Genomic DNA, 15,055 nt, shown 5'->3' with positions numbered 1-15,055 from the left:
AGGGCGATCGACAAGGGCTGAACTTGCCGCCTCTTATTCCGCAGCGACGACCGCTGGAGCATCGCTCAGCGGATGGACGAGGCGGTGCACCATTTCTTTGGGGCAAACCTGCCAGAAATAGCGCCGCCAGCGGTCCCAATCGTCCAGGATCGTGTTCGACCATTTGCTATCGGTCGTCACCGCATGTTCGGCGATCAGAGCCTTGAGCTGTGCCTCCCAATGGGCGCTGTCGAGCCGCTGCCAGATGATGCTTTCCGGGTTGGCCCGCGTGCCAAAGCTGCCATCCTCGTCCAGGATGAAGGCCATGCCGCCGGTCATGCCCGCGCCGAAATTCGCACCTGTCCGACCGAGGATCACCGCAGTGCCGCCGGTCATATATTCGCAGCCATTGGCACCGCAGCCTTCGACCACCACCTGCGCGCCCGAATTGCGGACAGCAAAGCGTTCGCCCGCCTGACCCGCCGCGAACAGCTTACCCGCAGTCGCGCCGTAGAGGACGGTGTTGCCGATGATGGTGTTGTCCTTGCTGGTCAGCGGCGAGGACACGGTTGTGCGCACGACGATGGTGCCACCCGACAGACCCTTGCCGACATAATCGTTGGCGTCGCCAAAGACCTCCAACGTGATCCCCTTGCACAGGAACGCGCCCAGCGACTGGCCCGCAGAACCACGCAGCCGCACGGTCAGGTGGCCGTCCGCCAGAGTCGACATGCCGAACCGCTCGGTCACGGCAGCCGACAGTCGCGTGCCCACGGCGCGATGCGTGTTGCGGACCGTGTAGGTCAGCTGCATCTTTTCGCCCCGTTCGAACACGGCCTTGGCGTCGCGCATCATCTGCGCGTCCAGGCTGTCTGGCACTTCGTTGCGCCATTCCGTCAGGCTGAAGCGCCGCTGTTCGTCGGGCGCATCCACCTTTGCCAGAATCGGATTGAGGTCGAGATCGTCCAGATGCTCGGCACCCCGATTGATCTGCTTGAGCAGTTCCGTCCGCCCGATCACCTCGTCCAGGCTGCGATAGCCCAGGCGAGCGAGGATTTCGCGCACTTCCTCGGCGATGAAGGTCATGAGGTTGATGACCTTCTCCGGCGTGCCGGTGAACTTTTCGCGCAGCTTTTCATCCTGCACGCAGACGCCCACGGGACAGGTGTTGCTGTGGCACTGACGCACCATGATGCAACCCATCGCCACCAGCGACAATGTACCGATGCCGAACTCCTCCGCGCCCAGGATCGCCGCGATCACGATGTCGCGCCCGGTCTTGAGCCCCCCGTCGGTGCGCAGCTTTACCCGATGGCGCAGGCCGTTGAGGGTCAGCACCTGGTTGGCTTCCGACAGGCCCATTTCCCAAGGGGTGCCGGCATATTTTATCGACGTCTGCGGCGAAGCGCCGGTGCCGCCGACATGGCCCGCGATCAGGATGACGTCCGCATGGGCTTTGGCCACGCCCGCCGCGACCGTGCCGATGCCCGCCTGGCTGACCAGCTTCACGCAGACCCGCGCGCGCGGGTTGATCATCTTGCAGTCGTAAATGAGCTGCGCCAGATCCTCGATCGAATAGATGTCATGGTGCGGCGGCGGCGAGATCAGCATCACGCCGGGCGTCGAATGACGGAGCTTCGCGATGAACTCGGTCACCTTGAAGCCGGGTAGCTGGCCGCCCTCGCCGGGCTTGGCGCCCTGTGCGACCTTGATTTCAATTTCCTCGGCGGACCCCAGATATTCGGCATGGACGCCAAAACGGCCCGACGCGATCTGCTTGATCACGCTGTTGGCATTGTCGCCATTCTCATATGGCTTGAAACGGGTCGCATCCTCGCCGCCTTCGCCCGACACGGCCTTGGCACCGATGCGGTTCATGGCGATCGCCAAAGTCTCATGCGCTTCGGGCGAAAGCGCGCCAAGCGACATGCCGGGCGTCACGAACCGCTTGCGAATTTCCGTGGTCGCCTCGACCTCGTCGATCGGCACGGCTTCGCGGGCGAAGTTGAACTCTAAGAGGTCGCGCAGATAGACCGGCGGCAGGTCGCGCACCCCGCGCGCAAATTGCAGATAGGTCGAATAGCTATCGCTCCCGACAGCCGTCTGCAACAGGTGCATCAGCTGTGCCGAATAAGCGTGGCTTTCACCGCCATTGCGTTGACGGTAGAAGCCGCCGACCGGCAGGCGAACGACCGCGCTGTCATAGGCCGCCTCATGCCGCAGCACGGCGTTATGATGCAGCGAAGCATAGCCTTCGCCCGAAATTTTGGCGGGCATGCCGGGGAACAGGTCGTTGACCAGCGCACGGGACAGGCCCACCGCTTCGAAATTATAGCCGCCGCGATAGCTGCTGATGACCGCGATGCCCATTTTGGACATGATCTTCAGCAAGCCTTCGTTGATGGCGACGCGGAACCGTTCGAAGCAGGCTTCCAGCGTCAGGTCGCCGAACAGGCCGCGTGCATGCCGATCGGCAATGCTCGCCTCGGCCAGATAGGCGTTCACGGTGGTCGCACCAACGCCGATCAACACTGCGAAATAATGGGTATCGAGCGCTTCGGCGCACCGCACGTTGATCGACGCGTAGCTGCGCAGCCCCTTGCGGACGAGATGCGTGTGCACCGCCGCTGCCGCGAGCACGCCTGCGATGGCGACCCGGTCCGCATTTACATGCTCGTCTGTCAGGAAGATTTCGGTCCGACCCTCCCGCACGGCCTGCTCCGCCTCTTCGCGGATACGGGCAATGGCCGCGCGCAGCTGTTCCTGGCCGCCGTCCGCCGGGAAGGTGCAGTCGATTTCCGCCACCGCCGGGCCGAAATGTGCCTTCAGCCGCGCCCATTCGGACGAGATCAGAACCGGGGAATCCAGCACCAGCACATGGCTGTTCTGCGTGTCCTGCTCCAATATGTTGTGCAGGTTGGAAAAGCGCGTGCGCAGGCTCATCACATGCCGTTCGCGCAGGGAATCGATCGGCGGGTTCGTAACCTGGCTGAAATTCTGGCGGAAGAAATGGCTGACGGTGCGCGGCTTGTCGGAAATGACGGCCAGCGGGGTGTCGTCGCCCATCGAGCCGATGGCTTCCTTGGCATCCTCGACCATCGGGGCGAGGATCAGCTCCATATCCTCCAGCGTCAGGTTCGCCGCTACCTGGCGACGCGTCAGTTCCGCCTTGTCCCACTGTGGCTGGCCACCTTGCGCCTGCGGCAGGTTATCCATCCGCATGAAATCCTTGATCAACTCGGCATAGGGGCGCTCGGCCGCTATCTGATCCTTGATCTCCCGGTCGTCGTAAAGCACGCCTTCTGCGAGGTCGACGGCGATCATCTGCCCCGGACCCATGCGCCCCTTGCGCACGATGGTGGCTTCGGGAACGACGACCATGCCGGTTTCCGAACCCACGATCAGCAGATTGTCGCCCGTCAAAGTGTAGCGTAGCGGACGCAGCGCGTTCCGATCGACGCCTGCCACGACCCAGCGGCCATCGGTCATCGCCAGCGCAGCGGGGCCGTCCCACGGCTCCATCACGGACGCGAGATATTCATACATGTCCATGTGCGACTGCGGCGTTTCGTTCGACGCCGCCTGCCATGCTTCGGGCACCAGCATCAGCTTCGCCGTCGGCGCGTCGCGGCCCGAACGGCAGATCGCCTCGAACACGGCGTCCAGCGCTGCGGTGTCGGACGCGCCAGCCGGGATCACGGGCTTGATGTCTTCGCTATGATCCCCGAAGGCCAGCGAAGCCATTTTGATCTCGTGGCTCTTCATCCAGTTCTTGTTGCCGCGAATGGTGTTGATCTCACCATTATGCGCGAGCGTGCGGAACGGCTGGGCCAGCCACCATTGTGGGAAGGTGTTGGTCGAATAACGCTGGTGGAAGATCGCAACGCGGCTCTCGAACCGTTCGTCCTGCAAATCCGGGTAAAAGACGGACAGCGATTCGGCGAGGAACAGCCCCTTGTAGATGATCGAGCGGCACGACAGCGAGCAGATGTAGAAATCCTGGATCTGCGCGGCGATCACCTTCTTCTCGATCCGGCGGCGGATGAGGTAGAGGTCCTTTTCAAACTCGACCTGATCGCGCTCCTCCGGCATCGGTCCGGCGATCATGATCTGCTCGATCTCAGGCCGTGTGCGCTGCGCCTTTTCGCCGATGACGGACACGTCGACCGGCACCTGACGCCAGCCATAGATGGTGTAGCCCGCGTCGATGATCTCGGACTCAACGATCGTGCGGCAGCTTTCCTGCGCGCTCAGATCCGTGCGCGGCAGGAAGATCATGCCGACGGCCAGGCGGTTGGGGAGGGGCTTATGGCCTGAATCCGCAATCGCATCGTCAAAGAACCGCACCGGCAGATCGACATGGATGCCCGCGCCGTCGCCGGTCTTGCCGTCCGCGTCGACCGCGCCACGGTGCCAAACCGCCTTCAGCGCATCGATGGCCGAAGCGACGACACGGCGGCTGGGGAGGCCGTCCGTTGCGGCGACGAGGCCCACGCCGCAAGCATCGCCTTCCATCTCCGGGTGGTACATGCCCTCGGCAGCAAGGCGCGCGCGCTCTTCGGGGCTCGCCATATAGGGGGTGTTGGCCATGAATGCCTCCTCGTAAATCCGTCGGTTCGAGCCTGTCGCAAGTCTAATGCCACGTTCTCGACAAGCTCGAACCGAACGGGCTGATTGCTCTGTCTTTTTAGGCGGCGACTCTCTCGCCTGCCGCTACCTTGGCTTTCGCCTTCAGATAGCGGTGCATATGTTCGGTCACGTCGCGCCCGTCACGGATGGCCCAGACCACCAGCGACGCGCCGCGCACGATGTCGCCCGCCGCGAACACGCCATCCATGCTGGTCATCATCGTCTTGTGATCGACGCGCAGCGTGCCCCAGCGGGTGACCGACAGGTCCTCTGCGCCAAACAGCTTGGGCAGTTCTTCGGGGTCATAGCCCAGCGCCTTGATGACCAGGTCGGCGTCCAGCGAATATTCCGTGCCTGGATCAGCCTCAGGCGCGCGGCGGCCAGAGGCGTCGGGCTGACCCAGGCGCATCTTGGTCACCTTGACCCCTGTTACATGTTCAGTACCTTCAAAGGCGATGGGTGCGGAAAGCCAGACGAACTCGACGCCTTCCTCCTCGGCATTCTGCACCTCACGCTGCGATCCGGGCATATTGTCCCGGTCACGACGGTAGAGGCATTTTACGGACGTCGCGCCCTGGCGAATGGCGGTGCGCACGCAATCCATCGCGGTGTCGCCACCACCAATGACGACCACCTTCTTGCCACTGGCGTGCAGGGTGCCGTCTTCATGTTCCGGTACGACGTCGCCGAACCCGGCCCTGTTGGAGGCCGTCAGAAAGTCGAGTGCCTTGACGATGCCCGCAGCGCCGACGCCTGGTGCCTTGATGTCGCGCGGCTTGTAGACGCCAGTTGCAATCAGGATGGCGTCATGGCGGTCACGCAATTCTTCCATCGTTGCGTCGCGACCAACCTCAAAGCCCTCATGGAAGATGATGCCGCCATCCTTCAGGCGCTGGACCCGGCGCATGACGACATCCTTTTCCAGCTTGAAGCCGGGAATGCCGTAGGTCAGCAGCCCGCCCGCGCGGTCATGCCGGTCATAGACATGCACTTCATAGCCCGCGACACGCAGATATTCGGCAGTCGTAAGGCCCGCCGGACCCGCGCCGATGACGCCGACCGACTGGCCAAGCGGCTTGCCGGGCACCAGCGGTTCGACCCAGCCTTCCTTCCAGGCGGTGTCGGTGATGAATTTTTCGACGCTGCCGATAGTCACCGCGCCATGACCCGAAAATTCGATGACGCAATTGCCTTCGCACAGGCGATCCTGCGGGCAGATGCGACCGCAGATTTCCGGCATGGTGCTGGTCAGATTGCTGAGTTCATAAGCCTCGCGCAGCCGACCCTCGGCCGTCAGGCGCAGCCAGTCTGGAATATGGTTGTGCAGCGGACAATGGGTCGAACAATAGGGTACGCCGCATTGCGAACAGCGTGCCGCCTGCTCCTCTGCCCTTTCGAGCAGAAAGCTGCGGCTGATTTCGAGAAAATCGTCGGCGCGATCGTCGGCCGAACGCTTCTCGGGATAGGCTTGGCCCGTTCCCACGAATTTCAGCATCGGAGAGTCTGCCATGATGAGTCCTGCGAAAATGAAGTCAGGAGTGCACATAGCAGAAAAACCCCCAGAGTCACGGGGATTCTGAAAATTGGGTCATAATAGGTGACCTAATATGTCGCCGACTGAACACTTTGCTGACGCTTATGTCCCATAACCTATGAAAACAAGGTCCGTATCGGAACTATCTCCATGTCAACCACAGCAGGGCGCAAACCCCCGCGATGATCCGATACCAGGCGAAAGGTGCAAATCCATGCCGTGACACCAAGCCGACAAACCAGCGGATCACCAGCAGTGCTACGATGAAGGAAACCGCAAAGCCCAGGGCAATGCTGCCCCAACCAACGGTGGCGGAGGTGATCTGGTCGCCTTTCTTGAGCAGCTCCAGCGTGCTTGCCCCCAGCATGGTCGGGACCGCCAGGAAGAAACTGAATTCGGCGGCGGTCCGCCGTTCGACCCCCAGCGCCAGCGCGCCCATGATGGTCGCGCCCGATCGACTGACCCCCGGGATCATCGATATGCATTGGATGAAGCCGATGCCGATGACCCGCGCCAGCGGAATGTCCGCGATGCCGTGGAAACGCTCCGTCTTGACCATCCGTTCGATCAGCAGGATTGCCACGCCGCCGACGATCAGCGCCCAAGCGACCACCCTGGGCGCGCCCAGCAGCGTTTCGATAAAGTCATGCAGCGCCAAGCCGATCACCGCCGAGGGTATGAAGGCGATCAGCAGGTTGCGCACGAAACGCCAGCTGGTCGGCTCCTTGCCCAGCAGTCCCAGTGCTACAGCCCAGAACGTGCGCCAGTACAGCACGACCACGGCCAGGATTGCCCCCAGCTGGATGATGATGTTGAACATGGCCCAGGTTGAAGCATCATAGCCCAGCAGCTCGCTGGCCAGGATAAGATGCCCGGTCGAGGATACCGGCAGAAATTCGGTCAGCCCTTCGACAATGCCCAGCAGGATTACCGTCAGATAATGCAGGTCCATGGGCGTGTCTGATCCTTAGCGCTGGAAAGGAGGGTCGCACCCCGGTCGGGGTGGCGTGGAAAGGTCGCCTTATTGTGCAGAAGCGAAGGGCGGGCGCAATGCGGTTGCGTGCACGGTCGGTCGCATCCGCCTGTCGCCCCGCCGAAGAAAGAGGGCGACAGGCCGGACGCTACCGCTCAGTCCTTGACGCGTCCGGCGAAACGGCCGTGACGCCGATAGCGGATGAGCCAGCCTTCCGCGACCGCCTCCATGGGCGTGGCGTTGACGCCCAGTTCAGCCAGGCCCGGCGCGCCGGTGGATACGACATTATCCTTTTGAAGCATCGCATATTGGTCACGGGTGATGGGCGCGCCAGGCAGAAAACCCAGCCCCGCGATCATCGAAGCGACCGACGCTGGCATCGCGATGAATGAGCGCTGGCGTCCGATGACCTTGGCGATCCAGCGGTTGAGTTCCATCATGCTGAGCTGTTTTGGCCCGCCCAGCTCATAGGTTTTGCCGCCATGAAGGCCGGGCTTGTCAACGGCCTGGGCGATTGCCTGCGCCACGTCGCCGACAAAGACCGGCTGGAACTTCGTTTCGGCCCCGATCACCGGCACGACCGGCAAGCTGCTGATCAGCTGGGCAAAACGGTTGAGAAACTGGTCTTCGGGTCCGAACAGGATGGACGGACGGATAATCGTCGCCTGCGGGAAGGCCGCGTTGACCGCTGCCTCGCCCGCTGCTTTCGACCGGCCATAGGCGGACGGACTCTGCGGGTCGGCCCCGATGGCGGACACATGGACCAGCGCCCGGACACCGGCGTCGGCCGCCGCCTTGGCGACGTTGGCCGCGCCGTCATGATGCGATCCCTCGAAATCACCGTTCAGCACGCCGACCAGATTGATCACCATGTCGCTGCCAGCAATGGCGCGCGCGACGTTCTGCGGCTTGCGGATGTCGGCCGCGACGAACTGCTTCTGGCCAAGTCCGCCCAGCGGTTGCACACGCATCGCCGATGCCAGATCGCGCTGCGCAATACGGACGCGTGCGCCGCGTTCCATCAGCATCTGTGCGACATGCCGACCCAGGAAGCCGCCGCCGCCAAAGACTGTAACCAGACTGTCCTTCATCGCGTGTTCCATGCCTGTCCTGATTGGGGAAATGACCTTGCCTTCCCCTTGCAACAGCCGCCGCTCGCTGACAACCGCTGCGACGGCTGGCGCGTTCCTTTTTTAGCCGACCCAGCCCTGAAGGTCAGCGATCATCCACAGGCCAAGCCCCAGGAACAGCAGCGCCGCAGCGACCTGAAGCGCGCGCATCGGCACCTTTTTCGCCAATGCCTCGCCAAACAGCACGGCGGGGACATTGGCGATCATCATGCCCAATGTCGTCCCCGTCGTGACGGCGAACAGATTTTCAAACTGCGCGCCCAGCGCCACGGTGGCGATCTGCGTCTTGTCGCCCATTTCCACCAGAAAAAAGGCGATCAGCGTGGTAACGAAAACGCCCGCTCGCCCAGGTGCCTTGATCGGTTCATCCTCATCGAACGTATCGGGGATCAAGGTCCAGCCGGCCATCAGGACGAAGCTGGCCGCGACCGCGTAGCGAAACCACCCCTGGTCCAGCACATCAGCAATGGAATGGCCGACGAGCGCGGCGAGGAAATGATTGGCCAGCGTCGCTACCAATATACCCAGGATGATGGGCAGGGGGCGGCGAAAGCGGGTGGCGAGCAGCATGGCCAGTAGCTGCGTCTTGTCGCCCATTTCGGCGAGCGCGACGAGGGCTGTGGAGGTGGTCAGGGCTTCCATGAACGGATATCCGGGCCGGGCGATAGGTGAAGACGCAATGTCACCGCCTCTTCCCGCCCGGCCGGACAAGGAAAAGTCGATGCCATTGGTCTCGCCCGATGCGGACGCCGGATGATGGTCCGGCGCTTTCCACATCCCGCATGCCACGACCTCTCGGCCGAATATGTTGACAGACGGCCCGTCCAATCGGACGGCTGGCTACTCCCCAGATGACGATTGGCCTCCTAGAGCCGATTGCGCATGGGCGCAAGTGTGCCTTACCCCCTCAAGGTTCGCCCTTAGACTCCTGCATTCGCCGCTCGGCAAACCATTGCTCCAGCATCTTGGCGGTGCAGCCGGAAAAGCCGTTGCTGCCGATTGCGGAACAGCTGCCCGGCAGCGTTTGCCGTTGAGCCTGTTCCATCGTCGCCACTTGGCTTGCCCAGCCGGGGCCGCCGGAGGGCGCAGGCTTTTCCCTCAACTTCTTGGGGATGCGGTAACGCTCCGCCTCTGGCTTGCGGGCGCAGACGATGATTTCATCTCCCTCGCCCTGAGGGCAGGGGTCGTCGCCATAGACGATGAGGTTGAAGACCTTGCTGGGCGGCTCAGCGTGCGCTGGGACGGCAAGGGGCAGCAGGAGCGCGGTCAGCGCGGGGTAGGCGAGGAACCTCATTGGCAATCATCCTTGATGTCCCCTGTCGCGCCGGCATGCCCCCATGCCGATCCCCCGATGCGAAACGCTCCCCAGCGTGCGAAAATCGTCAGGGTGCCGATGGCTCAGGCGCGGGCTGCTGGCTTGCGTTCGATGCCCCCGCCTTTTCCTCGGCGATGGCGCGCGCCTCAATCTCACGGCTGTCAGCGTCGATGGTGGACAATCGCCGCGCGCGTTCGGCCTCGACCAGATCCTTCCAGCTGGCATTGTCCGCCTGCTGCCGTTCCGCCTTGGCAAGCCGCGCCAACTGCGAAAAACATCCGGTGAAGCCGCCCGGTCCGGTGGCCGAACAGCTTTCCGTGCCGGTCCGACCGACATATTCCATCGACCTTACCCGTTCGCCCCATGCCTGGTTTGCAGGTGCATTGGGATCACCGCGCAGCGGTTCGGGGATACGATAGCGTTCCTCCTCTCCCTTGCGCGCGCATACGACGATGTCGCTGCCCGCGCTTTGCGGACAGGGGTCGTCGCCATAGACGATCACCAGATTGACCCGTTCCGATCCAGCCTCTCCAGCGGGGGCTGCGGGTGCGGCGGGCTGCTCCTGCGATGGTCCGGCTTGCTGGGCAGATGCGGGGAGTGCGGTTGTCGCCATCAGCATCGCGGCGATGATCCGTGTCATGTTCATTTCTTTATCGTCTCCTCAGATCCGCTTCGACAGCGCGATGGCGGCGCGGCAACCCAGCCGGATGGCACCCGACAACAGCGGGTAGGCAATCGCCTGCTCCGCTCCATGGGCGATGGCGATGTCGCGATGCTCCAGTTCCTCGGCCTGAAAATCCGCGATGGTGGCGGTAAGTTCCGGGTCGTCTCCGCCCAGAGCCTCCAGCTGTTCGCCATAATGGCGGTCGATTTCCGTCTCGATGGCCGCAGTGCAGGCCATGGCCGCGCGCGGGCCGATCGCGGCGGTCACCGCGCCCAGCGCAAAGCCAGCGACGTTCCAGATCGGGCGCAGCGCCGTCGGGCGGACGCCGCGATCCACGATCATCGCGTCGAAGATGCGGCGGTGCCGTTCTTCCTGCGCCTGCATCCCCGCAATCACGCGGGAGTCGGGATGACGGTCGCCCATAACGGCGAGCTGCCCGGCGTAGATGCGCGCCGCGCCGAATTCACCGGCCTGGTCCACGCGCAGCATGGAATTACGCTCTTGGGCCGTGGCCTTGCGACCGGGGCGTGGAAAATCGCGGGGAGCGCTCATGCCTGTGTCCTTCCCTTGATCAGCAGGCCCAAGATGGCGAGCGCGGCAGCCCCGGACAAGAGGCCGTTATAGCCCGCCAGCGATATGCCCAGCAGGGTCCACGGCGCGACATCGCACCGGGTGATCGGAGCAGCCATGATCTGGTTCAATATATCGGCTGATCCGCCGCCGATCGACGTGGTCGCGCAGGCGGTAAGTCCTTCCCACCAGCCATATTCAACGCCCGCATGGAACAGGCCGATGCCGCCGCTGACGCCGATGGCCAGCCCGGCAAGCCCGACGAACAGAGCGCTGACGCAGGGCCGCTGCTTCACCACATAGGCAATCAGCGCGAGCGGCACGGCGGCCATGTGCGGATAACGTTGCCACCAGCACATCTCGCAAGGATGAAGCCCGCCCAGATATTGGGAGGCATATGCGCCGCCCAGCAACAGTAGCGGAACGGCAAAGGCTATAGCGCGGGCGAGGGGCAGGGTCTTCATACCGACCGCTTAAACGCCCGCGCGCCTTTCGTCATGCTGAACTTGCCGCCACGCCGAACGTCAATGTGCTGGACCCAAGAAAGCTTCCAGTCTTCAGCGGGCAGGCGTGCGAACGGGCGTCGCCTGGGCCATTGGCGTGGCCGGTTTGCCGTCGAGGCGGCCGATGGTCTTGAGCGCATAGTCCAGCTGGAAGTCCTCAATCCCCTTTTTCTTCAACTCCTCCGCCGTGGCGGTGAAGCGCGGATCGGCCTTCACATCTTCTTCCAGCGCGGCATTGTCGCTCTTGATCTCGTTGATCAGGTGACGGCGCAGGTCGCTTTCGCGGAATTTGGGACGGTTTTTGTAATCGGGATCTGACAGTTGCGGCACGCGGACGTCGGGTTCGATCCCGCCTTCCTGAACTGATCGACCGGCAGGCGTGTAATAGCGCGCCGTCGTCAGCTTCAGCGCCGTGGTGTTCGTCAGCGGCAGCATGGTCTGCACGCTGCCCTTGCCAAAGCTGCGCTCGCCCATCACCAGCGCCCGGTGCTGGTCCTGAAGCGCGCCCGCCACGATTTCGGAAGCGGATGCCGACCCTGCATCGACCAGCACGATCACCGGCAGGCCCTTGGCGTCGTCGCCCGGCTTGGCATAATAGCGTTCGACATCGCCCTTGTTGCGTCCGCGCTGCGACACAATCTCGCCCCGCTCCAGGAAGCTGTCACTGACTGCGACCGCTTCGTCCAGCAGGCCACCGGGGTTGGACCGCAGGTCGAGGATGTAGCCCGTGGGCTTGCCGCCCGCCGCCTTGTCGACGCTGCGGATCGCCTGGCGCAGGTCAGCCCCGGTGTTGGCGGAGAAGCTGACGATCGTGATCACGCCAACATTGTTCTTCACTTCCCACTTTACCGGCTTCAGTTCGATGATCTCACGCGTCAGGGTGAGTTCGATCGGCTTGTCGCGACCCGGTCGCACGATCGTCAGCTTGATCGACGTGCCCGGCGCGCCGCGCATCTTGTCGACGGCTTCGTCCAGCGTGCCGCCGTAGATCAGCTGCCCGTCCAGATGCGTGATATAGTCGCCCGCCTTGATCCCGGCGCGCCAGGCCGGGGTGTCCTGGGTCGGCGCGATCACCTTCACCGCGCCGTCTTCCTGGGTGACGGACAGGCCCAGGCCGCCATAGCTGCCCTCGGTCTGGGTGCGCAGATTCTGGAAATCGCGCGCGTCCAGGAAGCTTGAATGCGGGTCCAGGCTGGCCAGCATGCCATCAATGGCACCTTTGATCAGCTTTTCGTCATCCACCTTTTCGACATAGTCGCTGCGGACTTTTTGGAACACGTCCATGAACTCGTCGAGCGCCTTGTAGCTGCTCGCTTCCCCGTCGGCGAGCGCGGCGGTCGTGGCGGGAATGAGCGCGAGCGCGCCAAGGGCGAGCGCGCCCCGGAAGAAATTGGAAGTCATTGCTGTCCTGAGTCCTGGCATTTGGCGGTCAATATAAGCGTGTTTATGAATGGACGCAAAAAGCGATGGTCGCATTTTTTCGTCGGCCCGGTTGAAGCCGCCCCTTGGTGAGCAGTCATGCATTGGGCGGCTGGGTAAGGGATGATACCGCTAACCGCTCACCAGCGGCACGATATCCACCGGTCTGCCGTTGCGTCGCAGTTCCACCATGATGCTGGGCCGTCCGGGCCCGGCATTGCCGATCGGATCGCCTTGCCGCAATGTGTCGCCGACGGTGACGCTCAGCCGCAGCAGTCCCGTGATCAGGCTTGTCCATCCGCCGCCATGGTCGATAATCGCGATCTGCCCATAGCCGCGATACGGGCCTGCGAAGGCGACACGACCGGCGGACGGCGCGACGGCCAGCGCCCCCGCCTGGGTTACGATGGTGAGGCCGCGAGAGCGCACCCCGCTTTCCGACAGTTCCCCCATGCCCGTCACCAACTGGCCCATGACCGGCATGCGATAGGCTGGCGGGCCGCCTGCGATCCGTTCCCGCGCGGAAACGGTGGTTAGGGCCAGATGGGGCTGGGCCGGTCGCAATGTCGGCCCCGGCAACTGCGCCAATTCTTCCCGCAAATCCCCCGCTGCTTCGATGCGGTCCATCAGGTCGACGATATCGCGCGCACGTTCGCCCAGCGCCAGGGCGCGGTCGCTCTCCAGCCCCGCGCTCGACTGATAGTCCTTTTCCGCCAGCCGCTTGCGCGTTTCCAGCGCCCGCAGCGCAGCCTGCCGGTCGCGCAGGTCGGCGCGGCTTTGCGCCAGCGCCCCTGCCGCCTGCTCCGCCGTGTCGCGCAGGGCCCGGCTGCGTTCCAGTTCGGCGCGTAGCCCTGCTGTGCGTTGCTGGATCACCGGCAGAACCTGGCCCAGAACGGCGCGCATGTGGACGGCGTCGCTAATCGTTCCGGGCTGCACCAGCGCAAGCGCGAGCGGGCGGCGCGCGATCATCTGCAGCGCGGCGGTCAGCCGAACGACGGGCGCCTGCTTCGCCGCCAGCCGTTCGGCCTGGGCGCGTTGCAGCCGGGAGATGATGGCGATGCGTGCCTGGGCCGCCTGGATGTCCGCTTCGGCCTGCTGGATGCGGGCGGCCATGGCGGCGGCGCTGCGGCGTGCCTGTTCGGCCTCATTTCGTGCGGCGGCAGCCTGTTGTTCCAGCCGTTCGGATCTCTCGCGTGCTTGTTCGGATTGCAATCGCGCCGCTTTCAGCGCGCCTTGCTCCTGCTGCAGGCTGGTCCGTCCGGTGCCTTCAATGATGATCCCCGGCCTCTGTGCCGCGATCAGGCCCGTCGTCCCCGCAACGCCCGCTGCGGCGGCCAGCAACGCCGCGATGATCGCCGATCGTCTCAATCTTTCCCCCGGATGCCGCCCCCGTGCGGAGGCAGGAAGAGGTCTAGGCGCAAACCCACCCGCATGTCGAGCAGGGGCAAGAGGGTGACCGCCTAACCCGGAGCCATACTTCACCCTTCCCGGTGATAGGGGTGGCCCGCAAGGATCGAACAGGCACGCCAGAGCTGCTCCGCCAGCATGGCCCGCGCCATCATGTGGGGCCATGTCATCGGCCCGAATGCGATCAGCAGGTCTGCGTTGGCGCGCTCGGCATCGCCAAAGCCGTCCGCCGCGCCAATCAGGAAACGGCACTCACGCGTTCCGGTGTCCCGCCATCCTTCGATCCGGTGGGCGAAATCCATGGAGCCGAGTTGCTGGCCCTTTTCGTCGAGCATCACGGTGATCGTGCCAGCCGGTGCGGGCGGCAGCTTCCCGCCGCGGTCGGGCAGTTCCGTGATCTTGTGCGGCATGGTCAGCCGCTTCACATAGCGGTCGACCAGTTCGGCTTCGGCGGACCGCCCAATCTTGCCGCGCGCGATAATGTGGAGGAGCATATCTCGCTCCCTAGTTTCTCACGCGGCGATTGTCGAACCGTGCGTTCAGGCTGTGCCTGCCACCGGCGCATCGACAAAGCCCCACATCCGTTCCAGATTGTAGAAGCTGCGCACTTCCGGCCGGAACAGGTGAACGATGACGTCCCCGGCATCGATCAGCACCCAGTCTGCGACCGGCAAGCCTTCGACCCGCGCGGAACGGCCGGTGGTTTGCTTGATCCGTTCGGCCAGTTTCTGCGCCATGGACGCGACCTGCCGCGACGAACGGCCGCTCGCAATCACCATATGGTCGGCGATGCTGCTTTTGCCTTCAAGGGGGATGGAGATGGTTTCCTGCGCCTGGTCGTCGTCAAGCGACTGAAGGACTAGGGCGTGCAGGGCGGCAACGCTGCCGGCGTCATGCGCCGTGTCGTTGGCGGGCTGGGTTCTGGTCAAAGA

The 15,055-nt window shown here is 63.8% G+C and carries 13 protein-coding genes and 1 riboswitch; all 13 genes read right to left on the bottom strand.

Annotated elements, in window-relative coordinates; genetic code table 11:
- Positions 1-33 precede the first annotated feature (33 nt).
- Positions 34-4,569 (bottom strand): glutamate synthase large subunit, encoded by a 4,536-nt coding sequence (gltB, locus tag FHS54_RS12765; RefSeq protein ID WP_167304168.1) that lies wholly within the window; start codon positions 4,567-4,569, stop codon positions 34-36.
- A gap of 97 nt (positions 4,570-4,666) precedes the next feature.
- Positions 4,667-6,118 (bottom strand): NAD(P)-dependent oxidoreductase, encoded by a 1,452-nt coding sequence (locus FHS54_RS12760; RefSeq protein ID WP_167304167.1) that lies wholly within the window; start codon positions 6,116-6,118, stop codon positions 4,667-4,669.
- A gap of 166 nt (positions 6,119-6,284) precedes the next feature.
- Entirely contained in the window at positions 6,285-7,094 is an 810-nt protein-coding gene (locus FHS54_RS12755; protein WP_167304166.1) for an undecaprenyl-diphosphate phosphatase, read from the bottom strand.
- Between the two features lie 176 nt (positions 7,095-7,270).
- Entirely contained in the window at positions 7,271-8,206 is a 936-nt protein-coding gene (locus tag FHS54_RS12750) for a complex I NDUFA9 subunit family protein (protein WP_208404896.1), read from the bottom strand.
- A 102-nt stretch (positions 8,207-8,308) separates the two neighbouring features.
- Complete coding sequence (locus FHS54_RS12745) at positions 8,309-8,887, bottom strand: TMEM165/GDT1 family protein (protein ID WP_167304164.1); 579 nt, start codon at positions 8,885-8,887, stop codon at positions 8,309-8,311.
- A 97-nt stretch (positions 8,888-8,984) separates the two neighbouring features.
- A riboswitch (yybP-ykoY riboswitch) is annotated at positions 8,985-9,107 on the bottom strand.
- Positions 9,108-9,152: 45 nt separating this feature from the next.
- Positions 9,153-9,539, bottom strand: a complete 387-nt coding sequence (locus tag FHS54_RS12740) for a hypothetical protein (RefSeq protein WP_167304163.1) — start codon at positions 9,537-9,539, stop codon at positions 9,153-9,155.
- 88 nt (positions 9,540-9,627) lie between these two features.
- Positions 9,628-10,206 carry a hypothetical protein gene (locus FHS54_RS12735; RefSeq protein ID WP_167304162.1) on the bottom strand — a complete coding sequence of 193 codons (579 nt, stop codon included), beginning with the start codon at positions 10,204-10,206 and terminating at the stop codon, positions 9,628-9,630.
- A 15-nt stretch (positions 10,207-10,221) separates the two neighbouring features.
- Positions 10,222-10,776, bottom strand: coding sequence for a demethoxyubiquinone hydroxylase family protein (locus FHS54_RS12730; protein ID WP_167304161.1), 555 nt, complete (start codon positions 10,774-10,776; stop codon positions 10,222-10,224).
- A complete protein-coding gene (locus FHS54_RS12725; protein ID WP_167304160.1) occupies positions 10,773-11,258 on the bottom strand; it encodes a disulfide bond formation protein B in 486 nt (161 codons plus the stop codon). The genes FHS54_RS12730 and FHS54_RS12725 overlap by 4 nt, the downstream gene beginning before the upstream one ends.
- A 93-nt stretch (positions 11,259-11,351) precedes the next feature.
- A complete protein-coding gene (locus tag FHS54_RS12720) occupies positions 11,352-12,698 on the bottom strand; it encodes a S41 family peptidase (RefSeq protein WP_167304159.1) in 1,347 nt (448 codons plus the stop codon).
- 150 nt (positions 12,699-12,848) lie between these two features.
- Complete coding sequence (locus FHS54_RS12715; RefSeq protein WP_243855745.1) at positions 12,849-14,084, bottom strand: murein hydrolase activator EnvC family protein; 1,236 nt, start codon at positions 14,082-14,084, stop codon at positions 12,849-12,851.
- Between the two features lie 110 nt (positions 14,085-14,194).
- Positions 14,195-14,617 (bottom strand): 23S rRNA (pseudouridine(1915)-N(3))-methyltransferase RlmH, encoded by a 423-nt coding sequence (locus tag FHS54_RS12710; protein ID WP_167304157.1) that lies wholly within the window; start codon positions 14,615-14,617, stop codon positions 14,195-14,197.
- A 45-nt stretch (positions 14,618-14,662) separates the two neighbouring features.
- Complete coding sequence (gene rsfS / locus FHS54_RS12705; RefSeq protein WP_167304156.1) at positions 14,663-15,052, bottom strand: ribosome silencing factor; 390 nt, start codon at positions 15,050-15,052, stop codon at positions 14,663-14,665.
- Positions 15,053-15,055 lie beyond the last annotated feature (3 nt).

It is taken from the genome of Sphingobium vermicomposti (assembly GCF_011762025.1).
GTDB classification, from domain to species: Bacteria; Pseudomonadota; Alphaproteobacteria; order Sphingomonadales; family Sphingomonadaceae; genus Sphingobium; species Sphingobium vermicomposti.
Note: the sequence above shows the minus strand (reverse complement) of the source record. Positions and strands in the feature narration are given on the sequence as shown.

Coding starts and splice junctions, on each gene's coding strand:
- FHS54_RS12760 (WP_167304167.1), bottom strand. CDS start 6,118: ATGGCAGACTCTCCGATGCTGAAATTCGTGGGAACGGGCCAAGCCTAT.
- FHS54_RS12730 (WP_167304161.1), bottom strand. CDS start 10,776: ATGAGCGCTCCCCGCGATTTTCCACGCCCCGGTCGCAAGGCCACGGCC.
- FHS54_RS12735 (WP_167304162.1), bottom strand. CDS start 10,206: ATGAACATGACACGGATCATCGCCGCGATGCTGATGGCGACAACCGCA.
- FHS54_RS12755 (WP_167304166.1), bottom strand. CDS start 7,094: ATGGACCTGCATTATCTGACGGTAATCCTGCTGGGCATTGTCGAAGGG.
- FHS54_RS12720 (WP_167304159.1), bottom strand. CDS start 12,698: ATGACTTCCAATTTCTTCCGGGGCGCGCTCGCCCTTGGCGCGCTCGCG.
- FHS54_RS12745 (WP_167304164.1), bottom strand. CDS start 8,887: ATGGAAGCCCTGACCACCTCCACAGCCCTCGTCGCGCTCGCCGAAATG.
- FHS54_RS12710 (WP_167304157.1), bottom strand. CDS start 14,617: ATGCTCCTCCACATTATCGCGCGCGGCAAGATTGGGCGGTCCGCCGAA.
- FHS54_RS12725 (WP_167304160.1), bottom strand. CDS start 11,258: ATGAAGACCCTGCCCCTCGCCCGCGCTATAGCCTTTGCCGTTCCGCTA.
- FHS54_RS12740 (WP_167304163.1), bottom strand. CDS start 9,539: ATGAGGTTCCTCGCCTACCCCGCGCTGACCGCGCTCCTGCTGCCCCTT.
- FHS54_RS12750 (WP_208404896.1), bottom strand. CDS start 8,206: ATGAAGGACAGTCTGGTTACAGTCTTTGGCGGCGGCGGCTTCCTGGGT.
- gltB (WP_167304168.1), bottom strand. CDS start 4,569: ATGGCCAACACCCCCTATATGGCGAGCCCCGAAGAGCGCGCGCGCCTT.